Origin of the sequence: Actinomadura madurae, from assembly GCF_900115095.1 — a bacterium.
Classification (GTDB): domain Bacteria; phylum Actinomycetota; class Actinomycetes; order Streptosporangiales; family Streptosporangiaceae; genus Spirillospora; species Spirillospora madurae.
Genome location: NZ_FOVH01000004.1, coordinates 1 through 25,824 on the forward strand (window position 1 = coordinate 1; position 25,824 = coordinate 25,824).

Annotated in this window: 25 protein-coding genes, 1 tRNA gene and 1 pseudogene; 2 read left to right on the plus strand and 25 right to left on the minus strand. The window is 70.2% G+C overall.

What is annotated here, in order from left to right; translation table 11 throughout:
- From BM339_RS12765 to BM339_RS12870, 22 genes and pseudogenes are all read right to left on the minus strand, one after another.
- Positions 1-575: pseudogene (locus BM339_RS12765) on the minus strand (DNA-directed RNA polymerase subunit beta); the annotation flags it as partial.
- A gap of 390 nt (positions 576-965) precedes the next feature.
- Positions 966-2,042, minus strand: a complete 1,077-nt coding sequence (locus BM339_RS49785; RefSeq protein WP_075020979.1) for a hypothetical protein — start codon at positions 2,040-2,042, stop codon at positions 966-968.
- Positions 2,039-2,527 carry a nuclear transport factor 2 family protein gene (locus tag BM339_RS12775; RefSeq protein ID WP_021595692.1) on the minus strand — a complete coding sequence of 163 codons (489 nt, stop codon included), beginning with the start codon at positions 2,525-2,527 and terminating at the stop codon, positions 2,039-2,041. The genes BM339_RS49785 and BM339_RS12775 overlap by 4 nt, the downstream gene beginning before the upstream one ends.
- A 10-nt stretch (positions 2,528-2,537) precedes the next feature.
- Positions 2,538-4,016: an MCE family protein gene (locus tag BM339_RS12780; RefSeq protein WP_075020980.1), complete on the minus strand. Its 1,479-nt coding sequence runs from the start codon at positions 4,014-4,016 to the stop codon at positions 2,538-2,540.
- Positions 4,013-5,344 carry an MCE family protein gene (locus tag BM339_RS12785; RefSeq protein ID WP_021595690.1) on the minus strand — a complete coding sequence of 444 codons (1,332 nt, stop codon included), beginning with the start codon at positions 5,342-5,344 and terminating at the stop codon, positions 4,013-4,015. Before BM339_RS12785 ends, BM339_RS12780 begins: the two co-directional genes overlap by 4 nt.
- Complete coding sequence (locus BM339_RS12790) at positions 5,341-6,621, minus strand: MCE family protein (protein WP_021595689.1); 1,281 nt, start codon at positions 6,619-6,621, stop codon at positions 5,341-5,343. Before BM339_RS12790 ends, BM339_RS12785 begins: the two co-directional genes overlap by 4 nt.
- Positions 6,622-6,636: 15 nt before the next feature.
- Positions 6,637-7,716, minus strand: coding sequence for an MCE family protein (locus BM339_RS12795; protein WP_021595688.1), 1,080 nt, complete (start codon positions 7,714-7,716; stop codon positions 6,637-6,639).
- Entirely contained in the window at positions 7,717-8,748 is a 1,032-nt protein-coding gene (locus tag BM339_RS12800; RefSeq protein ID WP_021595687.1) for an MCE family protein, read from the minus strand.
- The gene (locus tag BM339_RS12805; protein ID WP_075020981.1) at positions 8,745-10,046 is read right to left on the minus strand and encodes an MCE family protein; all 1,302 of its coding nucleotides are present in this window, start codon (positions 10,044-10,046) and stop codon (positions 8,745-8,747) included. The genes BM339_RS12800 and BM339_RS12805 overlap by 4 nt, the downstream gene beginning before the upstream one ends.
- A gap of 4 nt (positions 10,047-10,050) precedes the next feature.
- Entirely contained in the window at positions 10,051-10,899 is an 849-nt protein-coding gene (locus BM339_RS12810; protein ID WP_021595685.1) for an MlaE family ABC transporter permease, read from the minus strand.
- Positions 10,899-11,756, minus strand: coding sequence for an MlaE family ABC transporter permease (locus tag BM339_RS12815; RefSeq protein ID WP_083597594.1), 858 nt, complete (start codon positions 11,754-11,756; stop codon positions 10,899-10,901). Before BM339_RS12815 ends, BM339_RS12810 begins: the two co-directional genes overlap by 1 nt.
- A complete protein-coding gene (locus BM339_RS12820; RefSeq protein WP_021595683.1) occupies positions 11,756-12,877 on the minus strand; it encodes an ABC transporter ATP-binding protein in 1,122 nt (373 codons plus the stop codon). The genes BM339_RS12815 and BM339_RS12820 overlap by 1 nt, the downstream gene beginning before the upstream one ends.
- Before the next feature lie 560 nt (positions 12,878-13,437).
- The gene (gene rplL, locus BM339_RS12825) at positions 13,438-13,830 is read right to left on the minus strand and encodes a 50S ribosomal protein L7/L12 (protein ID WP_075020982.1); all 393 of its coding nucleotides are present in this window, start codon (positions 13,828-13,830) and stop codon (positions 13,438-13,440) included.
- Positions 13,831-13,884: 54 nt separating this feature from the next.
- Positions 13,885-14,448, minus strand: a complete 564-nt coding sequence (rplJ, locus tag BM339_RS12830; RefSeq protein WP_021595681.1) for a 50S ribosomal protein L10 — start codon at positions 14,446-14,448, stop codon at positions 13,885-13,887.
- A 323-nt stretch (positions 14,449-14,771) separates the two neighbouring features.
- Entirely contained in the window at positions 14,772-15,653 is an 882-nt protein-coding gene (locus tag BM339_RS12835) for an SCO4651 family lipoprotein (RefSeq protein WP_021595680.1), read from the minus strand.
- Between the two features lie 92 nt (positions 15,654-15,745).
- Positions 15,746-16,600, minus strand: a complete 855-nt coding sequence (locus BM339_RS12840) for an SCO4651 family lipoprotein (protein ID WP_033330069.1) — start codon at positions 16,598-16,600, stop codon at positions 15,746-15,748.
- 154 nt (positions 16,601-16,754) lie between these two features.
- Positions 16,755-17,627: a hypothetical protein gene (locus tag BM339_RS12845; RefSeq protein ID WP_075020983.1), complete on the minus strand. Its 873-nt coding sequence runs from the start codon at positions 17,625-17,627 to the stop codon at positions 16,755-16,757.
- 194 nt (positions 17,628-17,821) lie between these two features.
- A complete protein-coding gene (rplA, locus tag BM339_RS12850; RefSeq protein ID WP_075020984.1) occupies positions 17,822-18,538 on the minus strand; it encodes a 50S ribosomal protein L1 in 717 nt (238 codons plus the stop codon).
- A gap of 59 nt (positions 18,539-18,597) precedes the next feature.
- Positions 18,598-19,026 (minus strand): 50S ribosomal protein L11, encoded by a 429-nt coding sequence (gene rplK / locus BM339_RS12855; RefSeq protein WP_021595823.1) that lies wholly within the window; start codon positions 19,024-19,026, stop codon positions 18,598-18,600.
- Positions 19,027-19,144: 118 nt separating this feature from the next.
- On the minus strand, positions 19,145-20,008 hold the full coding sequence (gene nusG / locus BM339_RS12860) for a transcription termination/antitermination protein NusG (RefSeq protein WP_083597595.1): 864 nt from the start codon (positions 20,006-20,008) through the stop codon (positions 19,145-19,147).
- A gap of 83 nt (positions 20,009-20,091) precedes the next feature.
- Positions 20,092-20,352, minus strand: a complete 261-nt coding sequence (gene secE / locus BM339_RS12865; protein WP_021595821.1) for a preprotein translocase subunit SecE — start codon at positions 20,350-20,352, stop codon at positions 20,092-20,094.
- 122 nt (positions 20,353-20,474) lie between these two features.
- A tRNA-Trp gene (locus BM339_RS12870) sits at positions 20,475-20,547 on the minus strand.
- 257 nt (positions 20,548-20,804) lie between these two features.
- Between BM339_RS12870 and BM339_RS12875 the strand changes: the two genes are divergently transcribed.
- Positions 20,805-22,016: a pyridoxal phosphate-dependent aminotransferase gene (locus BM339_RS12875; protein ID WP_075020985.1), complete on the plus strand. Its 1,212-nt coding sequence runs from the start codon at positions 20,805-20,807 to the stop codon at positions 22,014-22,016.
- A 160-nt stretch (positions 22,017-22,176) separates the two neighbouring features.
- On the opposite strand, the gene BM339_RS12880 is transcribed toward BM339_RS12875, so the two are convergent.
- The 3 genes from BM339_RS12880 to BM339_RS12890 form a co-directional block, all read right to left on the minus strand.
- Positions 22,177-22,923, minus strand: coding sequence for a hypothetical protein (locus tag BM339_RS12880; protein ID WP_021595819.1), 747 nt, complete (start codon positions 22,921-22,923; stop codon positions 22,177-22,179).
- A 3-nt stretch (positions 22,924-22,926) separates the two neighbouring features.
- Positions 22,927-23,436, minus strand: a complete 510-nt coding sequence (locus tag BM339_RS12885; protein ID WP_024934194.1) for a SigE family RNA polymerase sigma factor — start codon at positions 23,434-23,436, stop codon at positions 22,927-22,929.
- 92 nt (positions 23,437-23,528) lie between these two features.
- Positions 23,529-24,476 carry a hypothetical protein gene (locus BM339_RS12890; protein WP_021595817.1) on the minus strand — a complete coding sequence of 316 codons (948 nt, stop codon included), beginning with the start codon at positions 24,474-24,476 and terminating at the stop codon, positions 23,529-23,531.
- 278 nt (positions 24,477-24,754) lie between these two features.
- Here BM339_RS12890 and BM339_RS12895 point away from each other — a divergent pair, with 278 nt between their 5' ends.
- On the plus strand, positions 24,755-25,822 hold the full coding sequence (locus BM339_RS12895; RefSeq protein ID WP_083597651.1) for an adenosine deaminase: 1,068 nt from the start codon (positions 24,755-24,757) through the stop codon (positions 25,820-25,822).
- Positions 25,823-25,824: the final 2 nt, after the last annotated feature.

A 25,824-nucleotide genomic window follows, 5' to 3' on the forward strand; every position in this document is an offset into this window, starting at 1 on the left:
CCCCGGCTCGGGATCACCCGGCACCCGTAGATGTCCTTGTCCGACGCCTTGTCCAGCGCCCGATCGAAGTACACGCCGGGCGAGCGGACCAGCTGGGAGACCACCACCCGCTCGGTCCCGTTGATGATGAAGGTGCCCTTGGGCGACATCAACGGGAAGTCACCCATGAACACCGTCTGGCTCTTGATCTCACCGGTGGTGTTGTTGATGAACTCCGCCGTGACGAACATCGGGGCGGAGTAGGTCATGTCCTTGTCCTTGCACTCCTCCACGGAGTACTTGGGCGGTTCGAACCGGTGGTCACGGAACGACAGCGACATCGTCCCGGAGAAGTCCTCGATCGGACTGATCTCTTCGAAGATCTCCTCCAGCCCCGACTGCGTCGGGACACTCCTACTACCGGCCTTCTGGGCCGCCTCGACCCGGGCCTTCCACCTCTCGTTGCCCAGCAGCCAGTCGAACGAGTTGGTCTGCAGTGCAAGGAGGTCCGGGACTTCGAGCGGCTCCTTGATGCGCGCGAAGGAGACGCGGTTCGGACCGGTTGCGGTATTCGAGGCGTTGCGCGAGGCTGCCAAGAGTGGTCCTTCCGAGGGCTCGCGGCGTAACTGACGACACGCACGCCAGACGATCCACGTCCGAGACCTGCACAAAGAGGCCCAAAACGGACCTTCACAGGGGTACTCTCACACGCGGATAGTCAGAGGGCAGCGCAAAGGGGCAGTGTAGCCGACCGGTACACCGCTCGCAACTCTAGCGCCGCAGTATGCATCACGTTGCCATGGAGCATCGCCCCTCAGCGCCTCTCAGTCAAGAGCGGACATGGACTTTTCGGGCTCTGACCTGCAGTGAGGAAGGCCATAGTTTAGAGACTCGCCACCTACCGCCGGGTACGGCATGGAAAAACCGATCGAGCGGCCACCCGCGCACCGGGTGACCGCTCGGTCGTACTCGGGGTCCCGCTCAGGTCAGGACAGGACGGTGAGCTCGGAGGCGAGCCACGCGCCGTCCTTCTTGACCATCGTCATCTTGATGCGCAGCGGCTCGGGGAGGCGCTGCTGCTTGTCGTCCTTGGTCGCGGACGAGCGGTTGGCGTAGACGAGCGCGACGACCTTGTCGGGCGTCGCGCTCACCACGCCGGTCTTGATCACCGTCGTGTTGGAGACCGCCTGCTGCTGGACGGCGACCGTCCGGAGCTGCTGGGCGAGCTTGTCGTACTGGGTGTGCAGCTTGCCCGTCGTCGCCGCCGACGCGGCCTTCAGGTCGGCGTCGAGCGTCTGGTAGTCGTACGAGGACAGCTTCTGGGCGGCGCGGGAGGCCGCGATCGCGGCCTGCTTGGACGCCTCCTCGGTCGCGTTCTGCTCCTTGATCTTGAGAGCGAGCGCGGTGGTGCCGGCGCCGAGCGCGATCGCCAGGACGACCAGGACGGTGAGGACCGTGGACAGGCCGCCCACCCGGAACCGGCCGCGGGGCTCGTCGTCCGCCGCCGCGGAGGCCCTGGCGGCCTTCCGGAACCGGAGGCGGGAAGCCTTCGCCTCCTCGTCCCCGTCGTCGTCCTCGTCGCTCTCGTCGTCGTCCGCCTCGTCGTCGGTCTCGGCGGCTTCGGCCTTGCCCGCGTCGCCGTCCTCCGCCTTCGCGTCGGCGTCGGCGTCGGCGTCGGCGTCGCTTTCGGCGTCCTCCTCGGCCTCCGTGTCAACGGAGACGGCTCCCGAGGCCTCTGAGTGCTCCGCTGCCGCGTCGTCCCCCTCGGGCGCGACTTCGGCGGCCTTCCGGGGGCGCCGGGACTTCGTGGAGGATTTGAGGGCCTTCTGGGACTTGCCACCGGACGGCGCCTCGGGCTCTTCCTCGGGCTCCTCGTCCGCCTCCTCGGCGGCGGCCTCCTCCGCGGCGATCTGGGCGAGCCGCGCGGCCTCCCGGGCCTTGGCGGCGGCCTCCTCCGCCAGCCGGGCGGCCTCCTCGGCCTCCTCGGCCTTCGCCGCCCGCTCCTCGGCCCTGGCCGCGCGCTCGGCGGCCCGGGCGGCCCGCTCCTCCGCCTTGATCGTCACGGGACAACCTCCAGTCCGGACACGAGCCAGCGATCGTCGACCCGGGTGAGCTCCATCTGATACCGGTAGCCCTGCGGCGTGCCGTTCTTCACCTTGTCGTTGGTCACGGTCCCGGTGAGGGAGACCATCACCTCGGCGGAGTCGCCGTCCATGGAGACCAGCGCGGCGTCGACGTCACTGACCGTCGCCTTGGCCTTGGCCTTGGTCACCTGGTCCATGAAGGCCTTCGACTGGCCCGCGAGCTTGTTCTTGAAGTCGCCGGTGGTGCCGGCCACGATGCGGTCCAGGTCGCGCTGGGCGTTGGCCGAGTCGACCGACATCAGGTTGACCCCCATCTGCCGCGCCGACTGGATCGCCTTCGCCCGCTGGTCGGCCTCGTCCTTGTTGCGCAGGGACGACACGCCGAGCCAGCCGGAGGCGATGGCGAGGCCGACCACGACGACGCCGAGCACGATCGCGGCGGTCATCGGCAGGCTGCGCCTCATCGCTTCCCCCTCACTGGCTGAGCGGGCCGAGCAGGAGCCACTTCCACGAGGATTCCTCTCCCAACTGGCGTGTTCCGGCGCTGCGCGGCATGACGTATCGCTTGCCGTCGGGCCCGTAGACCGCACCGGTCGTTGGATCGTATCCAGCGAATTCCACTGAATCCGCCGGATACGACAGGAGCAGGTTGCCGTCCGACAGCTGCCCGGTCGGGGCGGCGGCCTTGGCCTTGGCGTCGCCCGAACCCTTGGCCTGCGACTTGCCGCCGCCGTCCGAGCCGCCGGTGCCGCCGTCACCGTCCGTGCCGGTCGCGCCGCCCTCCGGGAAGCCGGCCCCGGCGGTGGCGCCCGCCGGAACCCGCGGGAAGGGCGCGAGGTCCTCCGGCGGGAAGTTGCGGGCGCCGCGCACGGCGCTCTCCGCGTTGTGGGGGAGCTTGCACCCGGCGTCCAGGCGCGGCTTCTTCTTGGACGTGTCCTGCGGCCAGCGGTGCTTGGTCTTCTCGTAGCCCTTGGTGCAGGGAGGCGGCGAGTCGATGTTCAGCGCGAGGCCCAGGTGCTGGGTCCCGTCGCCGGGCGTGACGGTGAACGCGCCCGCGACCGTCACCGGGTAGAGGATGAACAGCGACCGCAGGCCGGCCTTGCGCGAGGCGATGATCTGGCCGGTGGTGGTGAGGTTCGCCAGCAGGACGGGCAGCGTCGGCGCGAGCTGGTTGATGGCCTTGTGCGTCTCGCTCACCGCGCCGGGGGCGTTGTCGATCGTCTTGCGCAGCGCCGGGTCGTCGTTGCGGAGCGAGGTGGTCAGCTCGTTGAGGTTGCGGGCGAAGCCGCGGATGTTGGTGGCCTGCCCGCGCTGGGTGTCCAGGACGGTCACGCTGTTGTCGAGCAGCCGCTCGGTGTCCGGGTAGGCCTCGTTGGCGGTCTTCAGCAGCCGGTCGGTGTCGTCCAGGATCGACTGGAGGTCGGACGCGGAGCCGGAGAACGCCTTGTCCAGCTCGTCCACGATGACGCCGAGGTCCTTGGTGTTCACCGAGCCGACGAGCGCGTCGACGTTGCGCAGCAGCTCGGCGGTCGACACCGGCAGCGTGGTGCGCTCGCGCGGGATCGTGTAGGGGTCGCCCTCGTGCAGGTAGGGCCCGGACTTCTTGGTGGGCTCCAGGTCGATGTACTGTTCGCCGACCGCGGACCGGTTCGCCACGACGGCCTTCGTGCCGTCGCGCGGGATCCGCTCGCCGCGCTCCAGGAGCAGCTTGACCCGGATGCCGTCCTTGGTCAGCTCGATCGGCCCGACCCGCCCGACCGGGACGCCCCGGTAGGTGACCTCGGCGTTGGTGAACACGCCGCCGGAGTCGGTGAGGTCGACGTAGGCCGTGTACTGCTTGCCGAGCAGGCCGCGGCCGAGGCCGATGTAGTTCACCGACACGATCGTCACGCCGACGATGGTGATCACCGCGAAGGCGATCAGCTGGAGGATGACGCCGCGCTTGAGGATCACGACAGGCCCCCCGTCATCAGGGTCCGCAGACCGCCGTCATCGGATGGCGGGGCGAACGCCCCCGGGCGCCCCTGCTGGTTCGTGCCGCCCGGCGTCTGCCCCGGGACCTGGGAGCCGCCGGGCAGGCCCGGCAGCCCGCCGCCGGAACCGCCGGACGGCATCTGCGGCAGCACGCCGAGCGGCGAGTCCGGCAGCGTCACGTTCGGCACCTGGAGCATGCTGCGCATCTGTCGCCCGCTGCCCAGCAGGCCCTCCAGGTCGGTGCCGCCGAGCAGGTTCTGCGCGATGGACTCGAAGTCCAGGTCGACGGTCAGCCGCACGTTGCCGTAGTCGCCCTCGATGACGTTGTGGAACGTGGACGGGAACGGGAAGGTGATCAGCGTCTCCAGCGACTTCGGCAGGTCGGAGCCAGCCTTGTTGAGGTTCCGCAGGATCGTGTCGAGGTCCTGAAGGTTGGCCAGCATGTCGGCCTTGGAGCGGTTGATCACGTTGGTGGTGGTGCGGCTGAGCTTGTTCAGCGCGACCAGCATCTTGGTGAGGTCGGCGCGGTTGCGGTTGAGGACGGCGATCGCGGGACCCGTCTCGTCGATGGTGTCCTGGATCGTCTTGCGCTCGGCCGCCAGCTTGCCGCTCAGCCGGTCGATGCTGTCCAGCGCCCGGGTGATCGCGGCGCGGTTGCGGTCCAGCGTCCCGGCGAAGGTGTTGACCCGCTGCAGCACGGACCGGATCGTCGACTCCCGGCCGCCCATCGCGGCCTGCAGCTCGTGGCTGATCGTGGAGACCTGCTCCAGGCCGCCGCCGTTCAGCAGCAGCGACATGGCCGACAGCACCTCTTCGATCTCGGTGCCGCGGGTGGTGCGGTTCAGCGGGATCAGGTCGTCGTTCTCCAGCGTCCCGGACGGCGCCTCGTTCTTCGGCGGCTCCAGCTGCACGAACTTCTCGCCGAGCAGGCTGGTCTGGCCGATGGTCGCGAGGGCGTTGTCGGGGAGCCGGACGTCCTTGCGGAACTTGACCGTGACGACGGCGTGCCAGCCGGCGCCCGGCGCGCCCTTCTCCCCCTCCAGCTCGATCTTCTCGACCCGGCCCACCGACACGTCGTTCACCTTGACCGCGGACTTCGGGACGAGGTCCAGCACGTTCGCGAACTCGATCTTCACGGTGGTGGGGTTCGAGCCGAGGTCGGGGCCGCCGGGCAGCGGGAGCGACTCCACGCCGTTGAACGAGCAGCCGGACAGGGCCGTCACGCCCGCGAGCGCGGCGGCGCCGAACAGCCGTGCCCGCCGGACGGGCCGGCCGGCGGGCCGGCGGGCGCGCCATGTCCTGCTCATCGGCCACCTCCAGGCAGCAGCGCGGTGATGTCGTTGGGCTTGCTCTGCGCCCCGGCCGTCGCCGTCCTGTTCGTCCGGGCGTTCTTGCTCGTCTTGCCGCCGCCGGACCGGCCCCGCGGGCCGTAGGCGTCCGGCGGGATCGGCACCGGGTCGTAGTGCGTGGTCAGCGCGGTGATCCAGGAAAGGTCGAGGCTGAAGCCCGTCAGCGCCTTGCCGATGCCGTTGTACGGCGTGACGAAGTCGAGGCACTCCTTGGCGGGCGTGCCGACCGAGTACGCCAGCGAGCAGATCCAGTCGGCCAGGTTGTGGAACTGGCGGAAGTTGTTGCGGGTGTGGATCGTGCCGCTGATCGGGTCGTAGGCGCGGGCCAGGTTGTTCACGGCGAGAGGGCCGGCCGTCAGGATCTCGGCGAGCGCGTCCTTCTCCTTCACCAGCACGCCGGTGATCTGGGCGAGCTGCCGGACGTTGGAGGCCAGCTCGCCGCGGTTGTCCTTGACGAACCGCTGCACGTTCCGCAGCGTCGGGGCCAGCGTGTTGAGGGCCGCGCTGAGCTCCTCCTTCTCCCCCGCCAGCTGCCCGGACACCCCGTTCAGGTGGGTGGAGAACGACTTGATCTGCTGGTCGTTGGCCTTCATCGCGTCGGTGATGATCCGCAGGTTCCTGATCGTGTCCGCCACGTCGCCGCGGTCGGTGCTCAGCGTGCTGAGCGCCTTGGACGCGTCGGCGATCGTCTGCCGGATGTCCTCGCCCTGCCCGTCCAGGTTCGCGGCGCCGACCTGGAGCAGCCGCGACAGCGATCCGGTGCCGTCCGCGCCCGGCGCGTTCGCGCCCTGCGGGCCGAGCGCCTTGGACAGCTCGTTCAGGCTGCCGCCGATCTGGTCCACCTCGACCGGGACGCGGGTGCGGCTCGTGGTCAGGGTCGCGCCGTCGGCGAGGACCGGGCCGCTCTTGTAGACGGGTGCCAGCTGGACGTAGCGGTCGGCGACGAGGCTCTGGTTGACGATCACGGCCTCCGCGTTCGCCGGGACCTTGTACTTGGCCTCGTACCTCAGCCCGACCTTCACCGAGTCGCCCACCGGCTCGACGCTCGTGACCTCGCCGACCGGGATGCCGAGGATGCGGACGTCGGCGCCCTTGTACAGGCCGACCGTCTTGGTGAAGTACACCGTCAGGTGGCGCTGCTTCGGCTCCTGGAAGACCAGCAGGAGCGCGGCCGCCAGCACCGCGACGGCGAGGATCGCGCCGCCGAGGCGGAGGATGGTCGCTGAACTACGCACGGGTGACCTGCCTGCTCACGGGAGGAAGGGCAACGGGTTGTCGCCGCCGTTGCCGGTCTGGCCGGTGCCGGACGAGCCGCCGCCCTGCCGGCCGCCCTGCTTGTTGGTCTTGGCGCCGCCGCCGCTCTGGGGGTCCTGGATCGAGGCGGGGATGGGGAGGAGGTTCTGGATCCACGAGTCGAACCACCGTCCGGTGCCGGTGACGTCGGAGAACTGCCGGGCGAACGGCGCGAACAGCTGGAGGATCCGGTCCAGGTTGTTCTGGTTCTTCAGCAGGATCCTGTTGACCTTGGCCAGGTTGTCGAGCATCGGCCGCAGCTGCTTCTCGTTCTCATTGATCAGCGCGTTGACCTGCTGCGACAGGGTGACGGTGTTGATCAGGAGCTGGTGGATGACCGCGCGACGGGCCTGCACCGCCTGGAGCACCTTGTCGCCGTCCTGAACCAGCTCGGCGAAGTCCTGGTTGCGGTCGGCGAGCAGCTGGGAGACGTTCTTGGCCTTGCCCGCCAGCTCGTGCAGCTGGTCGTCGCGGGAGGCGACCGTGTTGGACAGCCGGCGCAGCCCCTGCAGCGACGCCCGGACCTCCTCCGGCGAGTTCTTGAACGTCTCCGACAGCACGTCGAACGACTTCGCGACCTGCTGGACGTCGATGTCCTCGATCCGCTCGGTCAGCCCGCTGATCGCCGGCACGATCTCGAACGGGGTGTGCGTCCGCTCGATCGGGATGTGCCGGCCGAGCCTGCCCCGGCCCTGCGGCGTCAGCGCCACGTAGTGCGCGCCGAGCACGGTCTTGATCTTGATGTCGGCGCCGGTGCGGTCGCCGAGCCTGACGCCGTCGTCCACCCGGAAGGTGACCTTGACGTGGTCGCCGTCCAGCTCGACGGCGGTGACCTTGCCGACCTTGACGCCCGCGATGCGGACCTCCTCGTCGGCCTTCAGCCCCGCCGCCTCCTTGAACGCGGCGGTGTGGGTCCGGCCGCCGGAGATGAGCGGGATGCTGTCCAGGTTCAGCGCCAGCGCCACCGCCAGGATGATGATCGCGAACGCGGAGAGCGCGATGGGGACCGGGTTGCGTTCCCGGAACGAGACCCTCATCTACTTGCACCTCGCGTTCTCGTTCACGATCGCCGGCGTCTGGTAGACCGGTCCGCCGGGCAGCCGCACCCGCGCGTCGAGACCGCAGATGTACATGTTGAACCAGGAGCCGTAGGAGGAGATGTTCACCAGCCCCTCCAGCTGCTTCGGGCTCCGCCGCAGGCCCGCGTCGATGTCCTTGCCGTTCGCGGCGAGCGTCCCGGTGAGCTTGCGCAGCCCGGCGATGTCGTCGCGGATGTCCGGGCGGGCGTCGGCGAGCAGGTCCTGCGTGGTGCCGGTCAGGTCGTTGATCGCCGACACCGAGTCGAAGATCGCCTGGCGGTCGCCGGACACCCCGCTGACGAACCCGCGCAGGTCCGTGATCAGCCGGTTGACCTCGGCGTGCCGCTCGTCGATGGTGCCGAGCACGGTGTTCAGGTTGTCGATCACCCGGCCGATGACCTTGTCCCGGTCGGCGAGCGTGTTGGTCAGCGACGCCACGTGCGCGAGCAGGCTGTTGATCGTCCCGCCCTCGCCCTGCAGCACCTGAATGATCTGCATCGCGAGCGTGTTGACGTCCTTCGGCTCCAGCGCGGTGAACAGCGGCCGGAAGCCGTTGAACAGCGTCGTCAGGTCCAGCGCCGGCTTGGTCTGCGAGGCCGGGATCGTCCCGCCGGGCTTGAGGTAGTCGTTGGCCTGCCCGGCGCCGTCGGTCAGCGCGAGGTACCGCTGTCCCATCAGGTTGCGGTAGCGGATCTGCGCCTGCGTGGACGACGGCAGCCCCGCCTGGAAGACGCCGTCCTTCTCCAGGCTGAACGTGACCCTCGCCTGGGTCCCCTTGTACAGCTCGATGTGCTCGATCTGGCCGACCCGGACGCCCGCGACGCGGACGTCGTCGTTGTCCAGCAGCCCGGTCACGTCGGTGAAGACCGCCTTGTAGGTGGCCGTCTCCCGGAACCGCATGTTGGAGATCGTCATCGCCAGCGTGCCGGTGGCCACCGAGGTGATGACCACGAAGATCGCCAGTTTGATCGCCGCGCTGGTCGTCCTCACTTGACCGTCACCACCGATCCGTCCGCGAGCAGCGGGCCGAACATCAGCGCGGCGACGTCGGACAGCTGGTCGGCGGGGGTCCGCGTCGCCGGCCCGAGCACGCTCTTGATCTTTTCCTTCTCGCTCATCGATCCCGGGTCCACGAAGACGTTGGACAGCGCCCGGCCCCGGCCGCCGCCGTTCGGGTCATCGGGGTTCTTCCACCACAGGTCGTCCTGCGTCCCGTCCAGCGCCAGGTAGTCGGGCGAGGGCACCTTCGGGTTCGGCAGGCCGTAGCAGCGCGGGTTGCGCTGGTCCCTGGCCTCCGGCTTGTCCAGCGGGTACTTGTAGCCCGGCCGCGGCTTGACGATCTCCACGGTCAGGTTGAAGGTCTTCGACCCGCCCGCGCCGGCCACCCGCTCGGCCTCCGGCTTGAGCTTCATCAGCCCGGCGAACACGCACGGCAGCGACGGCGAGTACCGGGCGACCAGGTCCAGCCCGTCCCGGTTCGCGATGTTGAAACCGATGATCTTCGGGGCGTTGTGCCGCATGAACACGTCGCCGTCCTGCGCGAGCGCGGTCGTCGCCGGGATCAGCTGCTCGATGGTCGCCGTCTTGTCGGTTATCGTCCGGCTGGTCACGTTGAGGTTGCGCAGCGTCTGGATCAGGTCGGGCGCCGCGGAGTGGTAGATGTCGGACACGTCCGCGAGGCCGTGCAGGTCGTGCACCAGCGTGCCGAGCTGCGGGTTGATCTTGCGCAGCAGCTCGTCCGCCTCCTCGATGTTGCGGCCGATCTGGTCGCCGCGGCCCTGCAGCGCCGTCGCCAGCGCGTTCAGCGTCGCGTTCAGCTGCGCCGGCTTCACCGCCTGCAGCAGCGGGAGCAGGTCGTTCAGCACCTTGTCGATCTCGACGGCGGCCTGCGAGCGGTCCTGCTGGATCACCTGGCCCTCGCGCAGGCCCAGCGGGCCCGCCTGCGCCGGGATCTGCAGGTCCACGTACTTCTCGCCGAACAGCGTCTTCGGCAGCAGCCGCGCCTGCACGTTGCGCGGGACCAGCTTCGCCTTGTCCGGGTCGAGCGCCAGGTGGAGCGTCGCGCCCTCGGCGGTGGCGTCGGTGTCGCGCACCTCCCCGACGATCAGCCCGCGCACCTTGACGTCCGAGTGCGGCAGCAGCTGCAGGCCCGCCCGCTCGCTCTTCACCGTCACCTCGAGCACCGGCGTGAACGCCTTGTTGAACAGCGCCACGGTCAGCGCCAGCAGCAGGGCGATCACGATGACCATCGAGATCCCGAGCACCCGGTAACGCACGCGTTCGCTCATCGTGCTACCCCGCGATCCGCACTGTGGTGGTAGTGCCCCAGATCGCCATGCCGAGCAGCAGGTCCGCCACGTTGATCACCACGATGCTGGTGCGCACCGCGCGGCCCACCGCGACGCCGACGCCCGCCGGTCCGCCGCTCGCGTGGTAGCCGTAATAGCAGTGGATCAGCATCACCAGCACCGCGAAAATGATCACTTTGCCGAACGACCATAGGATGTCGTACGGCGGTAGGAACAAATGGAAATAATGGTCGTAGGTGCCGGTCGACTGGCCGTAGAACATCGTCACGATCACCCGCGTCGCGCCATAGGAGGCGAGCAGGCCCACGATGTACAGCGGGATGACCGCGATCATCCCGGCCAGCATCCGGGTGGTGACGAGGAACGGCATCGACGGGACGGCCATGACCTCCAGCGCGTCGATCTCGTCCGAGATCCGCATCGCGCCGAGCTGCGCGGTGAATCCGCAGCCGACCGTCGCCGACAGCGCCAGCGCCGACACCAGCGGCGCGATCTCGCGCGTGTTGAAGTAGGACGCGACGAACCCGGTGAACGCGGCGGTGCCGATCTGGTTCAGGGACTCATAGCCCTGCAGGCCGACCTGGCTGCCGGTGAAGAACGTCATGAAGCCGACGATCACCACCGAGCCGCCGATCACCGCGAGGCCGCCGGTGCCGAGGCTCACCTCGGCGAGCAGCCGCAGCACCTCGGTGCGGTAGCGGCGCAACACCCGGAACACCCACGCGAACGCGCGGGCGTAGAACGACATCTGGTGACCGAAGTCGTCCAACCGGTCCAGCGGCGCGCTCACCACCCGCGAGACCGCTTTTCCCGTCTTTCCGGGGGTGGCCATCACATCCCCTTCGACGGGACGAACTGGAAGTACAGGGTGGAGATCAGGAAGTTCTCCAGGAAGAGCAGCATGAACGTGATGACCACGGTCTGGTTGACCGCGTCGCCGACGCCCTTCGGCCCGCCCTTGGCGTTCAGGCCCTTGTAGGCCGCGACCAGGCCGGCGGTGATGCCGAACACGAACGCCTTGAACTCGGCCTGCAGCAGGTCGGGAAGCTGCGCGATCGCGTTGAACGACGCCAGGTAGGCGCCGGGGGTGCCGCCCTGGAGCATCACGTTGAAGAAGTAGCCGCCGAGCAGGCCGACCACCGACACCAGCCCGTTGAGGAACAGCGCGACGAACGCGCAGGCGAGCATCCGCGGCACCACGAGGCGGTGCAGCGGGTTGATGCCCAGCACCTCCATCGCGTCGATCTCCTCGCGGATCTTCCGGGACCCGATGTCGGCGCACATCGCCGACCCGGCGGCGCCCGCCACCAGCAGCGAGGTGACCAGCGGGCTGGCTTCCCGGACGATCGCGACCACCGCGGTCGCGCCGGTGTAGGACTGCGCGCCGAGCTGCCGGATCAGCCCGCCGACCTGCAACGACAGGACGCCGCCGAACGGGATCGCGACCAGCATGGTCGGCACGACGGTGACGCTGACGATGAACCAGGCCTGCTGGATGAACTCGCGCCACTGGAACGGCCACTTGAACAGCGCGCGGCCCACGTCCAGGCAGAGGGCGAAGAACCGTCCCGGCTCCTTGACGAGGACGTTGACCGCGCCGTCCCCGACCTTCCGGAACGACGCGGAGGAGCCTCCGCCTTTCCCGCCCCCTGGCCGGCCCGCGCCGATGCCGGTGTCAGGAGTGGACATCAGTACCCTGCACCCGCCCCTGGCTGTCCGGGCGGCGGGTTGCCGGGGAAGCGGCCGGGGCCGCCGGGGGGCGGGCCCGCGGGGGGCATGCCGCCGGGCGCCCCGTGCGCGCCGCCGGCCGGGGCGCCGACCGGCGCCATGGACGCCACGTACCGCGGCCACTCCTCCACCCAGTTGCGGCCGAGGTCGTCGATGAACGAGCCGGGCGGCGGGGTGACGCCGTGCGCGGCGCACCAGGCGCCGGGCGCGTGCATCCCGGAGCGCAGCAGCCCGTTGCTCGGCATCTGCTGCGGCGGGATGGGGGGCAGCTTGCCGGAGTCGAGGCCCATCTTGGCCTCGGCCTCCAGCTCGGACTCGTCCTTCTCCTCGGACATGCCGATGGGGCCGACCTTGCTGGCGTTGAGGAACTGCCGGACGACCGGCTCCTCGCTGGACAGCAGCATCTCCCGGGGCCCGAACATCGCCAGGTGCCGCTGGTACAGCAGGCCGATGTTGTCGGGCACGGTCCGGGCGGTGTTGATGTCGTGGGTGACGATCAGGAACGTCGCGCCGATCTGCGCGTTGAGGTCGATGAAGACCTGGTTCAGGAACGCGGTGCGGACCGGGTCGAGGCCGGAGTCCGGCTCGTCCACCAGGAGGATCTCGGGGTCGAGCACGAGGGCGCGGGCGAGGCCCGCGCGCTTCTTCATGCCGCCGGAGATCTCGCCGGGGAGCTTGTGCTCGGCGCCGAGGAGGCCGACCATCTCCATCTTCTCGAGGACGATGCGCTTGACCTCGGACTCGGACTTCTTGGTGTGCTCGCGGAGCGGGAAGGCGATGTTGTCGAAGAGGTTCATCGAGCCGAACAGCGCGCCGTCCTGGAAGAGGACGCCGAACAGCTTCCGGGTGTCGTACAGCTGCGACTCGGGCAGGTAGGGCAGGTCCCGGTCGCCGATCCAGATGTGCCCGCGGTCGGGCTTGAGCAGCCCCACGAGCGACTTCAGGAAGACCGACTTGCCGGTACCGGACGGACCCAGGAGAACGGAGATCTCCCCTGCGGGGATGGTCAGCGACACGTCCTGCCAGATCACCTGGCGGCCGAAGGACTTCGTCAGGCCCTCGACTCTGATCTCGACGCCCACTCGTCACCTTTCGTCCAGGCCGGGGGAATCCCGAACCAATGAGCGAGTAGCACTCAGGCTCTTTCTGTCGTCACACCGTGTGTCCGCCGTGTTGCTACCGTCCGGTAGCCGAGACGGGTTCCACTACCGTAGCGGCCCCCCGTCCAAAAGGAAGGGGTTCCTGCCCAGATCAGCAGCTAAATGCGACGTCGTAAGACAATCGTTACTTACAGCGCCAATGAGACTAGTGGTCCAAGAACCGGCGTCTCAAGGGAGGTGCCGACCGACGGCTGCGACCGGACGTCCCACCGTCACCGGTGGGGCGTGCGCGGCCGGATGTGACCCCAGCGTCAGAACGGGACGCTACGCCCGGGACCGGAAACCGCACAACCCGCCGGGGCGCACGGTTTTCCACAGGCGTTTGTCACCTCGGCACAGAAAACGGACGCGCCTCCATCCCACCCTTCACGCTCCACGACAAGCCCCGCGAGCCGGGACGCGAAGGAGGCGGCCACCCCGACCGGGGTGACCGCCTCCCTGGAGAGCGGTGGAGCCGCGCGGGCTCCGGTCATGTGAACCGGTTACTTGACGGTGACCGAGGCGCCGGCCTTCTCCAGGGCCTCCTTGGCCTTGTCGGCCGTCTCCTTGTTGACCTTCTCCAGCAGCGGCTTCGGCGCGCCGTCGACCAGGTCCTTGGCCTCCTTCAGGCCGAGGCTCGTCAGGGCGCGAACCTCCTTGATGACCTGGATCTTCTTGTCGCCGGCACCCTCAAGGATGACGTCGAACTCGTCCTGCGCGGCGGCCTCCTCGCCACCGGCGGCGGCCGGAACGCCCGGCGCGGCGGCGACGGCCGCGACCGGCGCGGCGGCCTTGACGTCGAAGACGTCCTCGAACTGCTTCACGAACTCGGAGAGCTCGAGGAGGGTCATCTCCTTGAACGCGTCGAGCAGGTCGTCGGTGCTGAGCTTCGCCATGATCTTTCCTCCGCTATGGCTTGAGAACTGGGGATTACTGGACCGCGGGTGTGCCTACTCGGCGGGCGCCTCGGCGGCCGGCGCCTCGGCGGCCTCGCCCTCGGACTCGCGCTTGGCGCGCAGCGCCTCGGCGAGCTGGGCGGCCTGCGTCGGCAGCGCGTTGAACAGCGCGGCGGCGTTCGCCATCGAGCCCTTCATCGCACCGGCCAGCTTCGCGAGGAGCACCTCGCGCGACTCGAGGTCCGCGAGCTTGGTGACCTCGGCCGCGTCCATCGACTGACCGTCGATGAAGCCGCCCTTGATCACCAGCATCGGGTGCGCCTTGGCGAAGTCGCGCAGGCCCTTGGCGGCCTCGACCACGTCGCCGCGGACGAACGCGATGGCCGACGGGCCTTCGAGCAGGTCACGGAACCGCTCGTCGACACCGGCCTCGTTCGCGGCGCGCTTGGTCAGCGTGTTCTTCACCACGCGGAACCGCGCGGTCTCGCCGAGGTTGTCGCGCAGCTCCTTGACCTGCGCGACGGAAAGCCCGCGGTACTCGGTGAGCACGGCGCCGTTGGAGCTCTCGAACTCGCTCTTGAGCTCGGCGATCGCCGCGTCCTTGTGGGCCTTGGCCATAGCCCTCCTTCCGATTACCTGGGTGGTCCGACCCGCGGCCGTCCCGGGGGACGGCGATGCGGGTCCACCAAAAAACGCCCCGGCGCAGGCGCACGGGGCGTCCAGGCACGGCACGGAGGCCATGCGGGAAGCTCTCGTCTCACCTACGCAGGCCGCCCGAACGGGTGTCGGGTCCTTCGGTCACCTCAGAGAAGTGACGACCGGCGGTCTTCGGCACGGAACAGGATACGTGCGTCCCCCGGGTAGACCAAATCGGCGGACACGAACGAGGGACCGCGCCCCATGCGGGGTGCGGTCCCTCGGCGCGGAAGACGGGCGGGCGATCAGCTGCCGGGAAGGCCGGAGCCGCTCCCGAGCCGGCTCATCAGCTCGCCGAAGTCGGTGACCTCGCTCGCCGGCGGCTCGGTGATCTGCACCGGCTTGCCGAAGTCGCGGTACTTCATCGTCATGGTCATCGTGCCGGCCGACGTCTGCTGCGACTTCATCGTCATCTTGCGCGGCACCTGCTGGCCGTCCACCCACAGGTCGAAGTGCATGGCCTCCATGCCGGTCGTGCCGACGCTCTTGCGGTAGGCCTCCTGCGTCTCCGGGGACAGCTTCGCGATCGCGTCCTCCATCCGGTACGTCCCCGTGTAGTGGGTCGTCTCGACGCCGTCGACCATCTCCTTGCCGACCTCGCGCGCGTCCTTGGACGCCGTCAGCATCTTGGTGTTCTGCACCGGGTCCATCTGCTGGGACTGCTGGAGCAGCTCATCGATGTTCATGCCCGACTTGCGGCCCAGCTCGTCCAGCGAGATCTTGAGCCACGGCTTGCCGGAGCCGCCGCCGAGCTGGTTCAGCGCCGGCATCTTCATGTACATGGTCCGGCCCACCAGCCGCTGCTCCATGCCGGACATCGACTGGCCCGCGACGGTCATCTGCGCGAAGTTCATGCTGTAGGCCAGGTCGGGCTTCGTGCGGTACTGCATCGTGCCGGTCGCCGACATGTTCCCGTCGGACGATCCGGTCATCTCCATCGACATGTCGGCCTGGAAGGAGTCGATCTTGCCGGTCTTCTCGGCGGTCTTGCCGAGGACCTGCGCGGCCGACAGCTTGAGTCCCTTGCCGGCCTCGTCCACCGTCTTCCCGGCGTCCCCGAGACAGCCGGTCAGCGAGAGGGCGAGGCCGGTGGCCAGCGCCGCGCCTGCGGCGAAACGACGGATCATCGTGGGGGGTCTCCTTGGTCTCTGGGCGGCCCGGACGATGGGGCCGAACGGTACATGAGACGCGAAGGAGACCGCCGAGGTTCACCCCGTTTCTAGTTGCCGCCGAACAGGTTGCCGATCGTCAGCTCGCCCACCTGGTCGGAGGGCGGCGTGTTCACGTCGAACGACTTGCCGTAGTCGCTGTAGAGGACGGTCACGGTGCCGTTCTCGCCCCCGGTGCCGGTCGCCTTGGACACCAGCTTGCGCGGCAGGTTGCTCCCGTCCGTCCACAGATCGAAGTTGATCTTGCTGTTGGCGCGGTCCTTCGGCAGCCACTGCCCGACCTTCTCGCGCGACTGCGCGTCGAGCCGCTTCAGCGCGTCGTCGACGGTCACCGTCCCGGTGTAGTGCGTGGTCTTGACGCCGTCGACCGTCTCGGTGCCGACCCGGCGGGCGTCCTTGGAACCGGTGAACATCTTCGTCTGCTCGGCCGGGTCCACCTTCTGCACCTGGCTGACCAGGCTCTGCACGTCGAACCCGGTGCGCTGCGCGACCTGGTTCACGTCGATCTTCACCCACGGCTTGCCGCCGCTGACGAACTGGGCGAGCTGCGGGACCTTCGCGTACAGCACGTTGCCCTTGTAGACCGCCTGGCCCTTGGCGCCCGGGACGGTCTGCCCGTTCTTGCTGAACTCGTCCAGCTTCGCGCTGAACTCCAGCGAGGGACGCAGCCGGAACTGCCCGTTGGCGTGGATCTTGCCGCCGCCGTCGCCGGTGCCCGTCACGGTCAGGTCGGCCTTGAACGTGTCGGTCTTGCCGGTCTTCTCGGATGCCTTCAGGAGCGCCTGCCCGGCGGTCAGTTTCATGTTGCCGGTGTTGGTCTCCGACCCGTCCCCGTTGCATCCGGACAGGAGGAGAGCGGCGCCCACGGCGGTGCCTCCGGCCGCCACCACGAGTCGTCGGTTCATGAGGGTTGAGCCTCCCTTGTCGCCCTGCTGGTGTTACCCAGTGTCCCGAGGCGCCAACGTCGCCACATCCCCCGGTGGTACGAACGGACCCTCGCACCGTACGACCAACGGCGTAGCCGCCGGGGCGCCGTTCGGCCACCCGGCGGCGCCGGCGTCAGCGGTAGGAGCCGAAGCTCATCGAGCCGGTGAGGGCGGCGCCCGGCGCCTGCGCGTTCAGCGCGATCGTGGTCGGGCGGGCCTTGCTGTCGGCCCACAGGTCGAGCCCGCAGCCGGCGCTGTCCGGGACCCACTTGCGCATCTCCGCCGCCGCGTCCCTCGGCAGCAGCGCGTACACGCTGCCCATCAGCGCCTGCGCGGTGAAGCGGGTGTTGCCGGACGCGTCCGGCCCGCTCGCGGTCATGCCGGGCAGCGTCCCGATCATGAAGGTGAACTGCCGCGGGTCGGAGCCGCTCTGCAGCGTGCCGAGCTGCGCCGCGGTCAGCGTCGACCGCGTCCACTTCTGCCCGTCGAAGCCCTTGAGGACGTTGCCCTGCACGATCACCTTCTGGGTGATCTTGCTGAGCTCGCCGCCCCGCATCGCCCGCGTCACGCCGACGGCGTTCATCGCGAACTTCGGGTACAGGGTGAACGTGGCGGTCTCGGTGGCGTGCCGGTAGTCGCCGTCCGACCCGATGGTCACCTTCATGTCCGTCTTGCGGGTGAAGGAGTTCAGGCTGGGGCCCGGCTGCGGCGGTGCCGTCGGCAGCCCGTGCGCGGCGCCCCCGCCCCCGGATCCGGGGGTTCCCGGCCTGGCGCCCGCGCCCGTCCCGGAGCCCGGCGCGCCGGGCGCGCCCGGCGTGACCGTGCCGGACGCCGAGCCGTTGGGGTTCGCGGGATCCCGCTGCGCCATGTTCGCGGCGGGCGGCGGCGCGCCGCCGTCCTTCGGGCCGTCGCCCCCGACCTTGACCACCATCAGGATCGCCGTGGGCACGACGGCCACCGCGGTCACGGCGGAGATGGCGATGGCCCGGTCGGTTCGACGCTTCACCCGGGCAATTCAACACCAAGTTCCCCATTGGTAACAAAGCAATCGAAACCCAGATTGTCCGGTTCCGGACCGTGATCCGTGTATCCGGCCACCCGCCCGCGCCCGTTCCGGTCACGCCGCGGGAAAAGCGGCAGGGCGCCCCCGGTCGCACCGGGGACGCCCTGCTCGGTGGCGTGCGACGACGCCGCGCTCGATCAGGCCTCTTCGAGCTCCGCCGTCAGGTTGCGGACCGCGTTCGGGTCCACCGGGATGCTCGGGCCCATCGACGTGGTCAGCGACGCCTTCTTGACGTACCGGCCCTTCGCCGCGGACGGCTTGAGCCGCTGGATCTCGTCCACGGCCGCGGCGTAGTTCTCCACCAGCTTGCGCTCGTCGAAGGACGCCTTGCCGATGATGAAGTGCAGGTTCGCGTGCCGGTCGACCCGGAACTCGATCTTGCCGCCCTTGATGTCGGTGACGGCCTTCGCCACGTCCATGGTGACCGTGCCGGTCTTCGGGTTCGGCATCAGGCCGCGCGGGCCGAGCACCCGGCCGAGCCGTCCGACCTTGCCCATCTGGTCCGGCGTCGCCACCACGGCGTCGAAGTCCAGGAAGCCGCCCTGGATCCGCTCGATCATGTCGTCCGAGCCGACCAGGTCGGCGCCCGCCGCCTCGGCCTCCTGCGCCTTGGCGCCGACGGCGAAGACGAGCACGCGGGCGGTCTTGCCGGTGCCGTGCGGCAGGTTGACCGTGCCGCGGACCATCTGGTCGGCCTTGCGCGGGTCGACGCCCAGCCGCAGGGCGACCTCGACGGTCGCGTCGAACTTGGTGACCGCGGTCTCCTTGGCCAGCTTCACGGCCTCGACCGGGCTGTACAGCCGCTCGCGGTCGATCTTCTCCGCCGCGGCGCGGTAGCCCTTGCTGCGCTTCATGTGCGTTCCTCCACTGGAACTCGTGGTGCGGGCCGAAGCGGACCCTCCCACTGGGTGACTTACTTGACCTCGATGCCCATCGACCGCGCGGTGCCGGCGACGATCTTCTCGGCGGCGTCCAGGTCCTTGGCGTTGAGGTCGGGCATCTTGGTCGTGGCGATCTCGCGGACCTGGTCGCGGGTGACCGAGCCGACCTTGGTCTTGTGCGGCTCGCCGCTGCCCTTCTCCACGCCCGCGGCCTTGAGGATGAGCTGCGCGGCCGGCGGGGTCTTGGTGATGAAGCTGAACGACCGGTCCTCGTAGATGGTGATCTCTACGGGGATGACGTTGCCGCGCTGGGAGTCCGTGGCGGCGTTGTACTGCTTGCAGAAGTCCATGATGTTGACGCCGTGCGGACCGAGCGCGGTACCGACCGGCGGCGCCGGCGTCGCCTGGCCCGCCTGCAACTGGACCTTGACGAGCGCGGCGACCTTCTTCTTCGGAGGCATGCGAACCCCTTTGTCCCATTTATCGGTGGTTCCGACTCCCGGTCACCCGGGCAACACGGCGGCTGGGACGCATCCACCGTGTAGGAACCGCTATGTGAGACGGAGCGCGGGGGCTCCGTCAGATCTTGGAGACCTGGTTGAAGCTCAGCTCGACCGGGGTCTCGCGGCCGAAGATCGAGACCAGGACCTTGAGCTTCTGCTGCTCGGCGTTGATCTCGTTGACGGTCGCGGGGAGGGTGGCGAACGGGCCGTCCATGACGGTGACCGACTCGCCGACCTCGTAGTCGACGGTGGCGGTGACCTTGGCCTGCTCCTTGGCGGCCTTGGCGACGCCCTCCTCGGGCTCGGGGGCCAGCAGGTTGGCGACCTCGTCCAGGCTGAGCGGGGACGGCTTGTTCAGCAGGCCGACGAACCCGGTGACGCCCGGGGTGTTGCGGACCGCGGCCCACGACTCGTCGGTCAGCTCCATCCGGACGAGGATGTAGCCCGGCAGGACCTTCTCGTTGACCTTCTGGCGCTTGCCGCCCTTGATCTCGGTCACCTCGTGCTGCGGGACCTCGATCTGGAAGATGTAGTCCTCCATGTTGAGGGTCTGGGTGCGGGTCTCGATGTTGGTCTTGACCCGGTTCTCGTAACCCGCGTAGGAGTGCACGACGTACCAGTCGCCCGGCTGGAGGCGCAGCTGCATCTTGAAGTCGGCGTACGGATCGGCCGGAGGCTCGGCGGCGGCCTCCTCGTCCTCGGCCGGCTCCTCGGCCGGCTCCTCGCCCGTGACGGACTCGGCGAGCTCGGCGGCGCCCTCGGCCGCGTCCGGCGCGGGGCCCTCGCCCTCCAGCTTCGTGTCCGCCGGCTCGGCGTCGCCGGCGGAGACGACCGCCTCGGCCGCCTCGTCGGCGGGCTGCGCCGCCTGGTCTGCCGCAGCAGCCGCAGCGGACTGGGCCTCGTCAACGGCCTCGTCGTAGGGCTGTGAGGGCTCGGACACGGTGACTCTTCTCTCGGTCTGCGGTGATGGACTTGCGATGGTACGGCGGGCTTTCCCCGGCGCGCGGCGGCGGCCGCGCGGCGTCAGCCGAAGATGGCGTAGACGCCCTTCTGGAGCCCGTAGTCGACGCCGGAGACGATCGCGACCATGACCAGAACGAAGATCAGCGAGACGGTCGTGTAGGTGATGAGCTCCCGCCGCGTCGGCCAGATGACCTTGCGCAGCTCGGCGATGACCTGGCGCACGAAGAGCGCGGGCGAGGTCCGCCCGGAGGAGGACTTCTTCTTGGTCTTGCCCTCGTCCTTGGCCTCGGGCTCGTCGCGCTCGTCGGTCTCAGTCGCCATTTGCCGCCGTTCACCTCATAGGTCGTGATCCAACCACCAAGTGGTTGCCGCGCCGTCCCGTGCCGCGGAGTGCCACGGCGACGCCGTGGCGCGGCCGGCACGAGTGCGCGCACCGCACCTCGCAGGGCAGGAGGGACTCGAACCCCCAACCGCCGGTTTTGGAGACCGGAGCTCTACCAATTGAGCCACTGCCCTTCGTTCTCCGGCTAAGGAGAAAGCCCGGCCGCGGGGCCGGGGTGGTGCCGCGTCCCAGCTTACGGCCTCACGAAGGTGCCCGGGTGCGGACAGGCTCGTATACCGGCGACGCGTCACTTGCTGGGTGAGTCTACGTGCCGGAGGGGCCCGCGTCGAACCGATACCCGGAGATCGGCGGGAACGCGGCGGCGGCGACCCGTCCGACCGGCCCGGATATATGGCTCGGGTCACGCGGGCCGATCTGTAACGATGGGGACATGAGCATCGACCGTCCTCGCATCTCCAAGCGCATCGCCGCGATCTCCGAGTCCGCCACGCTGGCCGTCGACGCCAAGGCCAAGGCGCTGAAGGCGGCGGGCCGCCCGGTCATCGGGTTCGGCGCGGGCGAGCCCGACTTCCCCACCCCGGACTACATCGTCGAGGCGGCGGTGACCGCGTGCAGGGTGCCGCGCTTCCACAAGTACACGCCGGCGGGCGGGCTGCCCGAGCTGCGCGCGGCCATCGCCGAGAAGACCGGGCGCGACTCCGGCCTCACTGTCGAGGCGTCGCAGGTGCTCGTGACCAACGGCGGCAAGCAGGCGGTGTACGAGGCGTTCGCGGCGCTGCTCGACCCGGGCGACGAGGTGCTCGTCCCGACGCCCTACTGGACGACCTACCCCGAGTCGATCAAGCTGGGCGGCGGCGTGCCCGTGGACGTCGTCGCCGACGAGACCACCGGCTACAAGGTGAGCGTCGAGCAGCTGGAGGCGGCCCGCACCGACCGGACGAAGGTGCTGCTGTTCGTCTCGCCGTCCAACCCGACCGGCGCCGTCTACACGCGGGACGAGATCGAGGCCGTCGGGCGCTGGGCCGCCGAGCACGGCCTCTGGGTCGTCACCGACGAGATCTACGAGCACCTCGTGTACGGGGACGCCGAGTTCCACTCGATGCCCGTGCTGGTGCCGGAGCTGGCCGACCGCACGCTCGTCCTGAACGGCGTGGCCAAGACCTACGCGATGACCGGCTGGCGGGTCGGCTGGATGATCGGCCCGGCGGACGTGGTGAAGGCCGCGCAGAACCTCCAGTCGCACGCGACGTCCAACGTGGCGAACGTGTCCCAGGCCGCCGCGCTCGCCGCCGTGACCGGCGACCTGTCGGCCGTGGCGGAGATGCGCAAGGCGTTCGACCGGCGCCGCCAGACGATGGTGAGGATGCTGAACGAGATCCCCGGCATCGTGTGCCCCGAGCCGGAGGGCGCGTTCTACGCGTACCCGTCGGTCAAGGCGCTGCTGGGCAAGGAGCTGCGCGGCAGGCGCCCGGAGACGTCGGTGGAGCTGGCGTCGCTGATCCTGGAGGAGGCCGAGGTCGCGCTGGTGCCGGGCGAGGCGTTCGGCACGCCGGGCTACTTCCGCCTCTCCTACGCGCTCGGCGACGACGACCTCGTCGAGGGCGTCTCGCGCGTCGCGAAGCTGCTCTCCGAGGCGAGCTGATCCGCTGACCGTCCCTGAACGTACGGACCGGCCCCGGGCGCACACCGCCCGGGGCCGGTTTCCGATGGGACGGGTCCGCCGGGTCCCGTCCCGGGATGCCCGGCGGGACGTCCCGCGCACGGCCCCTCTCCGCCGCGCGACGTCCCGCCGGGGCGGGGTCTCAGGGGCGCACCCCCTCGGCGATGCGCATCAGCTGGTCCCGGGCGGTGCCGGCCGCGGTGACGGTGACGCCGACGCCGGGCCGCGCCAGCCAGGAGACCTGGCGCGCCGAGCCGGGCCGGTCGCCGATCAGCGCCGGCGTCCCGCGGACGGACGTGCGCCCGGGGACGCCCGCCGACTTCATCAGGTCCTGCGGGCCGGTGAGCCCGCCGCCCTTCACCAGGGCGATCTCCACCCACCCGGATCCGCCGCGCCATCCGCAGGTGGTGGTCTTGCGCCCGGCGTTCCCGCTCACCTCGCACGGCCCGGTGGAGGCCAGGCCGTCCGGCAGGTAGGTGATCCAGGACGGCAGCCCGCCGACGGCGCCGCCGAGTCCGGGCTTGTGCGGCGCCCCGCCGGACGACTCCCGCGCCTCCGGCTTCGGCGAGGAGTCCGTCCCGGGCCTCCCCTTGGATGACGGGGACGCGGGGAGGCCCGGGGCGGAGGGTCGTTCCGGCAGCCGGAGGGCCGAGACGGTGTCCGTCGGACGGGCCGTCTCCGAACTCCCGGCCGGTGTGGCCCGGAACGACTGATAGGTGGGTACGAGGGCGAGCGCCGCGACCGAGGCGGCCGCGACTCCCGCGGCCGCGTGGACGCGGGCCCTGCGGCGCCGGTGGCGCCGTTTGACGTCGGTGACGAGCGACGGCGACGCGGACGTCTCGGCCACCTGCTCGGCCATGGCCTTCCGCAGTTCACTCTCCAGATCCATCGCTCAGCTCCCCAGTGGCGCCAGGTTCTTGTCGAGGCGCTCCCGGAGCCTGGCGAGCCCCCGGGATGCCTGGCTCTTGACCGTTCCGACCGAACAGCCGAGAGCCTGTGCCGTCTCCGCCTCGGAGAGGTCCTCCCAGAACCGGAGCACCAGCACGGCCCGCTGCCTGGGGCCGAGCTTGCGCAGCTCGTCCATGAGGGTCCCTCTCAGTTCGACGGCGTGGTTCGGGGACGCGGCCGGCGTCTCCGGCAGCCGCGCCATGTGGATCTCCCGGAGCACCTTCCACCGCCGGGACCGGCTGATCACCAGGTTGACCAGGATCCGGCGGACGTACGGCTCGGGATCGCTGCCGGCCTCCAGCCGCCCCCAGTGGCGGTAGGCCTTCTCCAGCGCGGTCTGCAGGATGTCCTCGGCGTCCTGCCGGGCCCCGCACATCAGCGCCGCGACGCGCAGCAGGGCATCGCCGCGTGCCGCCACGAACTCCACGAACGACTCGTCGTCTCGACGCCCCACTGTGCTCCGTCCCGGCTAGAGCGCTTCCAGCAGATCGGTGTGCCGAGAGCGGACGGCCCCCGCGCCGGAGCCGTCCGCCCGCGCCTTCTCCCTTACCGCGCCTGGCGCAGCGCGGTGGCCACGTCCTTCAGCCCGTTGCCGGCCAGGACGGGGGATCCGTTGACGAACAGCGAGTAGCCGGCCGGGTCGAACAGCAGCACGCCGCCGCCGTTCGGGCTCTGCCAGCCGGCCACCCCGGCGACGCTGACCGGGGTACCGCCCTCGGGCAGGTTCAGCGCCTGCCGCAGCTGATTCTGCGTCATGCCGGACGGGGTCTTCAGGGTTTCGACGGAGAGCCACTGGCCGGCCTTGCCCTGCCACTTCTGGGTGACGGCGCAGACCTGCTGCTTGCGCAGCTCGGCGGAACCCGGGACGGACGACACGTACCGCAGGCCCTTCGGCAGCATGACGGCCTTCTCGGCGGCGCCGCCGACCTTCACCGCGGGCTTCAGCGTGCTGCAGTCGAGCTTCGGCACGGCGGGCACGGCGGGCTGGGCCGGGACGCGCGCGTCCGGCTTGGTCGCCGGGGCGCCGGGCAGGTCGCCGGTGGACGGCACGCAGGTGGGCAGGTCCGCCGGGACGCCGGGCTTGGCGGGCACGCCGGGCTTGGCCGGGAGGTTCTTGCCGTCCGGCGCCTTCACGCCGGGGACCTCGGTGTTCGGGGCGCCGGCCTGCGGGAGCCCCGCGGCGGGGACCTTCGCGTCGGGCAGCTGCCCCTGCGGCAGCTTCCCGGTGGCCGGGTTCTGCTTGAGGTGCTGCTCGACCTTCTTCTTGGCGCCGGCGTCGGGGACCTTGGGCGTGCCGGGCTTCGCCGGGAGGCAGGTCGGGACGGTCTTCGGCGCGGCCTCTTGGACCTGGCGGGTGGCGGCGGGGGCCTTGGCGCCCTGCGACTGGAGGCCGGCGTCGTGGTGGGAGCCGGTCATCGCCCACGTCGCGCCGCCGCCGACGGCCACGGTCCCGATGGCGGACGCCGCGATCAAGGCGGCCTTCAGCGTGATCATGGTGTATCCCTTCTGCCCTACTTCTCTGCGGGGGTGCCTGTCTCTCTCTGGCGCCCCTCGTATACGCACGGTCGCCGGAAGGGGTTGCACGGGATTCCAAAGTTTTTTCGGAGATGCCCATGGGCGGGATGGCCATCGCGTGTCATGCGAGGTAGTCCGGTGTGGTGATCCTGCCGGGACGGGGTTTGGAGCGGACGCGGATCCGGCAACATTGGCTCATGGAGGCCCGTACCCTTGCACCCCGTCCGGCGGAGGCGCACCCCATGCCGGACCGTTCCATGCCGGACTCTTCCCTGGCGGACCGCGCCGAGCCCGCCCCCGCGCGCGGCCCCGCCCGCCCGGACGTGGCCCTGCTGCCCAAGGCGCACCTGCACCTGCACTTCACCGGCTCGATGCGGCACTCCACGCTCGTGGAGCTCGCCGGGCTGCACGGCGTCCATCTGCCGGACGCCCTCGTCGAGGACTGGCCGCCCCGGCTGCACGCGACCGACGAGCGCGGCTGGTTCCGGTTCCAGCGCCTCTACGACATCGCGCGGTCGGTGCTCCAGACGCCGGACGACCTGCGCCGCCTGCTGCGCGAGACCGCCGAGGACGAGGCCGCCGAGGGGTCCGGCTGGCTGGAGATCCAGGTCGACCCGAGCGGGTACGCGGCGAGGTTCGGGGGGCTGACGCCGACCGTGGAGCTGGTGCTGGACGCGGCGCGGGAGGCCTCGGAGGCGACCGGGGTCGGCATCGGCGTTGTGATCGCGGCCAACCGCACGCGGCATCCGCTGGACGCCAAGACCCTCGCGCGCCTCGCCGTCCAGTACGCGGGGAAGGGCGTCGTCGGGTTCGGGCTGTCCAACGACGAGCGGCGGGGGCGGGCGTACGACTTCGAGGGGGCGTTCCGGATCGCCAAGCGCGGCGGGCTCCTGTCGGATCCGCACGGCGGCGAGCTGCTGGGCCCGGCGAGCGTCCGGGAGTGCCTGGAGACGCTGGACGCCGACCGGATCGGGCACGGCGTCCGCGCGGTCGAGGACCCGCGGCTGCTGGAGCGGATCGTGGAGCGGGGCGTGACGCTGGAGGTGTGCCCGGCGTCGAACGTGGGGCTCGGGGTGGTGGCGACGGCGTCGGACGTCCCGGTGCGGCGGCTGTTCGAGGCGGGCGCGTCGATCGCGCTGGGCGCCGACGACCCGCTGCTGTTCGGCTCGCGGCTGGCGCGCCAGTACGACCTGGCCCGCACCGAGCACGGGTTCTCCGACGCCGAACTGGCGGAGCTGGCCCGGCAGTCGATCCGCGCCTCGGCCGCGCCCTCCGACCTGCGGGGGCGGCTGCTGGCGGGGGTCGACGCCTGGCTGAAGGGATAGCC

Bases quoted from the DNA above. Each gene is read 5' to 3' on its own strand.
- BM339_RS12890 (WP_021595817.1), bottom strand. From the start codon at position 24,476: ATGATCACGCTGAAGGCCGCCTTGATCGCGGCGTCCGCCATCGGGACC.
- BM339_RS12835 (WP_021595680.1), bottom strand. From the start codon at position 15,653: ATGATCCGTCGTTTCGCCGCAGGCGCGGCGCTGGCCACCGGCCTCGCC.
- BM339_RS12815 (WP_083597594.1), bottom strand. From the start codon at position 11,756: ATGTCCACTCCTGACACCGGCATCGGCGCGGGCCGGCCAGGGGGCGGG.
- BM339_RS12805 (WP_075020981.1), bottom strand. From the start codon at position 10,046: ATGAGCGAACGCGTGCGTTACCGGGTGCTCGGGATCTCGATGGTCATC.
- BM339_RS12775 (WP_021595692.1), bottom strand. From the start codon at position 2,527: ATGAGGCGCAGCCTGCCGATGACCGCCGCGATCGTGCTCGGCGTCGTC.
- rplL (WP_075020982.1), bottom strand. From the start codon at position 13,830: ATGGCGAAGCTCAGCACCGACGACCTGCTCGACGCGTTCAAGGAGATG.
- rplK (WP_021595823.1), bottom strand. From the start codon at position 19,026: ATGCCTCCGAAGAAGAAGGTCGCCGCGCTCGTCAAGGTCCAGTTGCAG.
- BM339_RS12840 (WP_033330069.1), bottom strand. From the start codon at position 16,600: ATGAACCGACGACTCGTGGTGGCGGCCGGAGGCACCGCCGTGGGCGCC.
- BM339_RS12785 (WP_021595690.1), bottom strand. From the start codon at position 5,344: ATGAGCAGGACATGGCGCGCCCGCCGGCCCGCCGGCCGGCCCGTCCGG.
- rplJ (WP_021595681.1), bottom strand. From the start codon at position 14,448: ATGGCCAAGGCCCACAAGGACGCGGCGATCGCCGAGCTCAAGAGCGAG.
- BM339_RS12810 (WP_021595685.1), bottom strand. From the start codon at position 10,899: ATGGCCACCCCCGGAAAGACGGGAAAAGCGGTCTCGCGGGTGGTGAGC.
- BM339_RS12895 (WP_083597651.1), top strand. From the start codon at position 24,755: ATGCCGGACTCTTCCCTGGCGGACCGCGCCGAGCCCGCCCCCGCGCGC.
- BM339_RS12875 (WP_075020985.1), top strand. From the start codon at position 20,805: ATGAGCATCGACCGTCCTCGCATCTCCAAGCGCATCGCCGCGATCTCC.
- BM339_RS12795 (WP_021595688.1), bottom strand. From the start codon at position 7,716: ATGAGGGTCTCGTTCCGGGAACGCAACCCGGTCCCCATCGCGCTCTCC.
- BM339_RS12880 (WP_021595819.1), bottom strand. From the start codon at position 22,923: ATGGATCTGGAGAGTGAACTGCGGAAGGCCATGGCCGAGCAGGTGGCC.
- secE (WP_021595821.1), bottom strand. From the start codon at position 20,352: ATGGCGACTGAGACCGACGAGCGCGACGAGCCCGAGGCCAAGGACGAG.
- rplA (WP_075020984.1), bottom strand. From the start codon at position 18,538: ATGAAGCGCAGCAAGGGCTACCGCGCCGCGGCGGAGAAGATCGACCGC.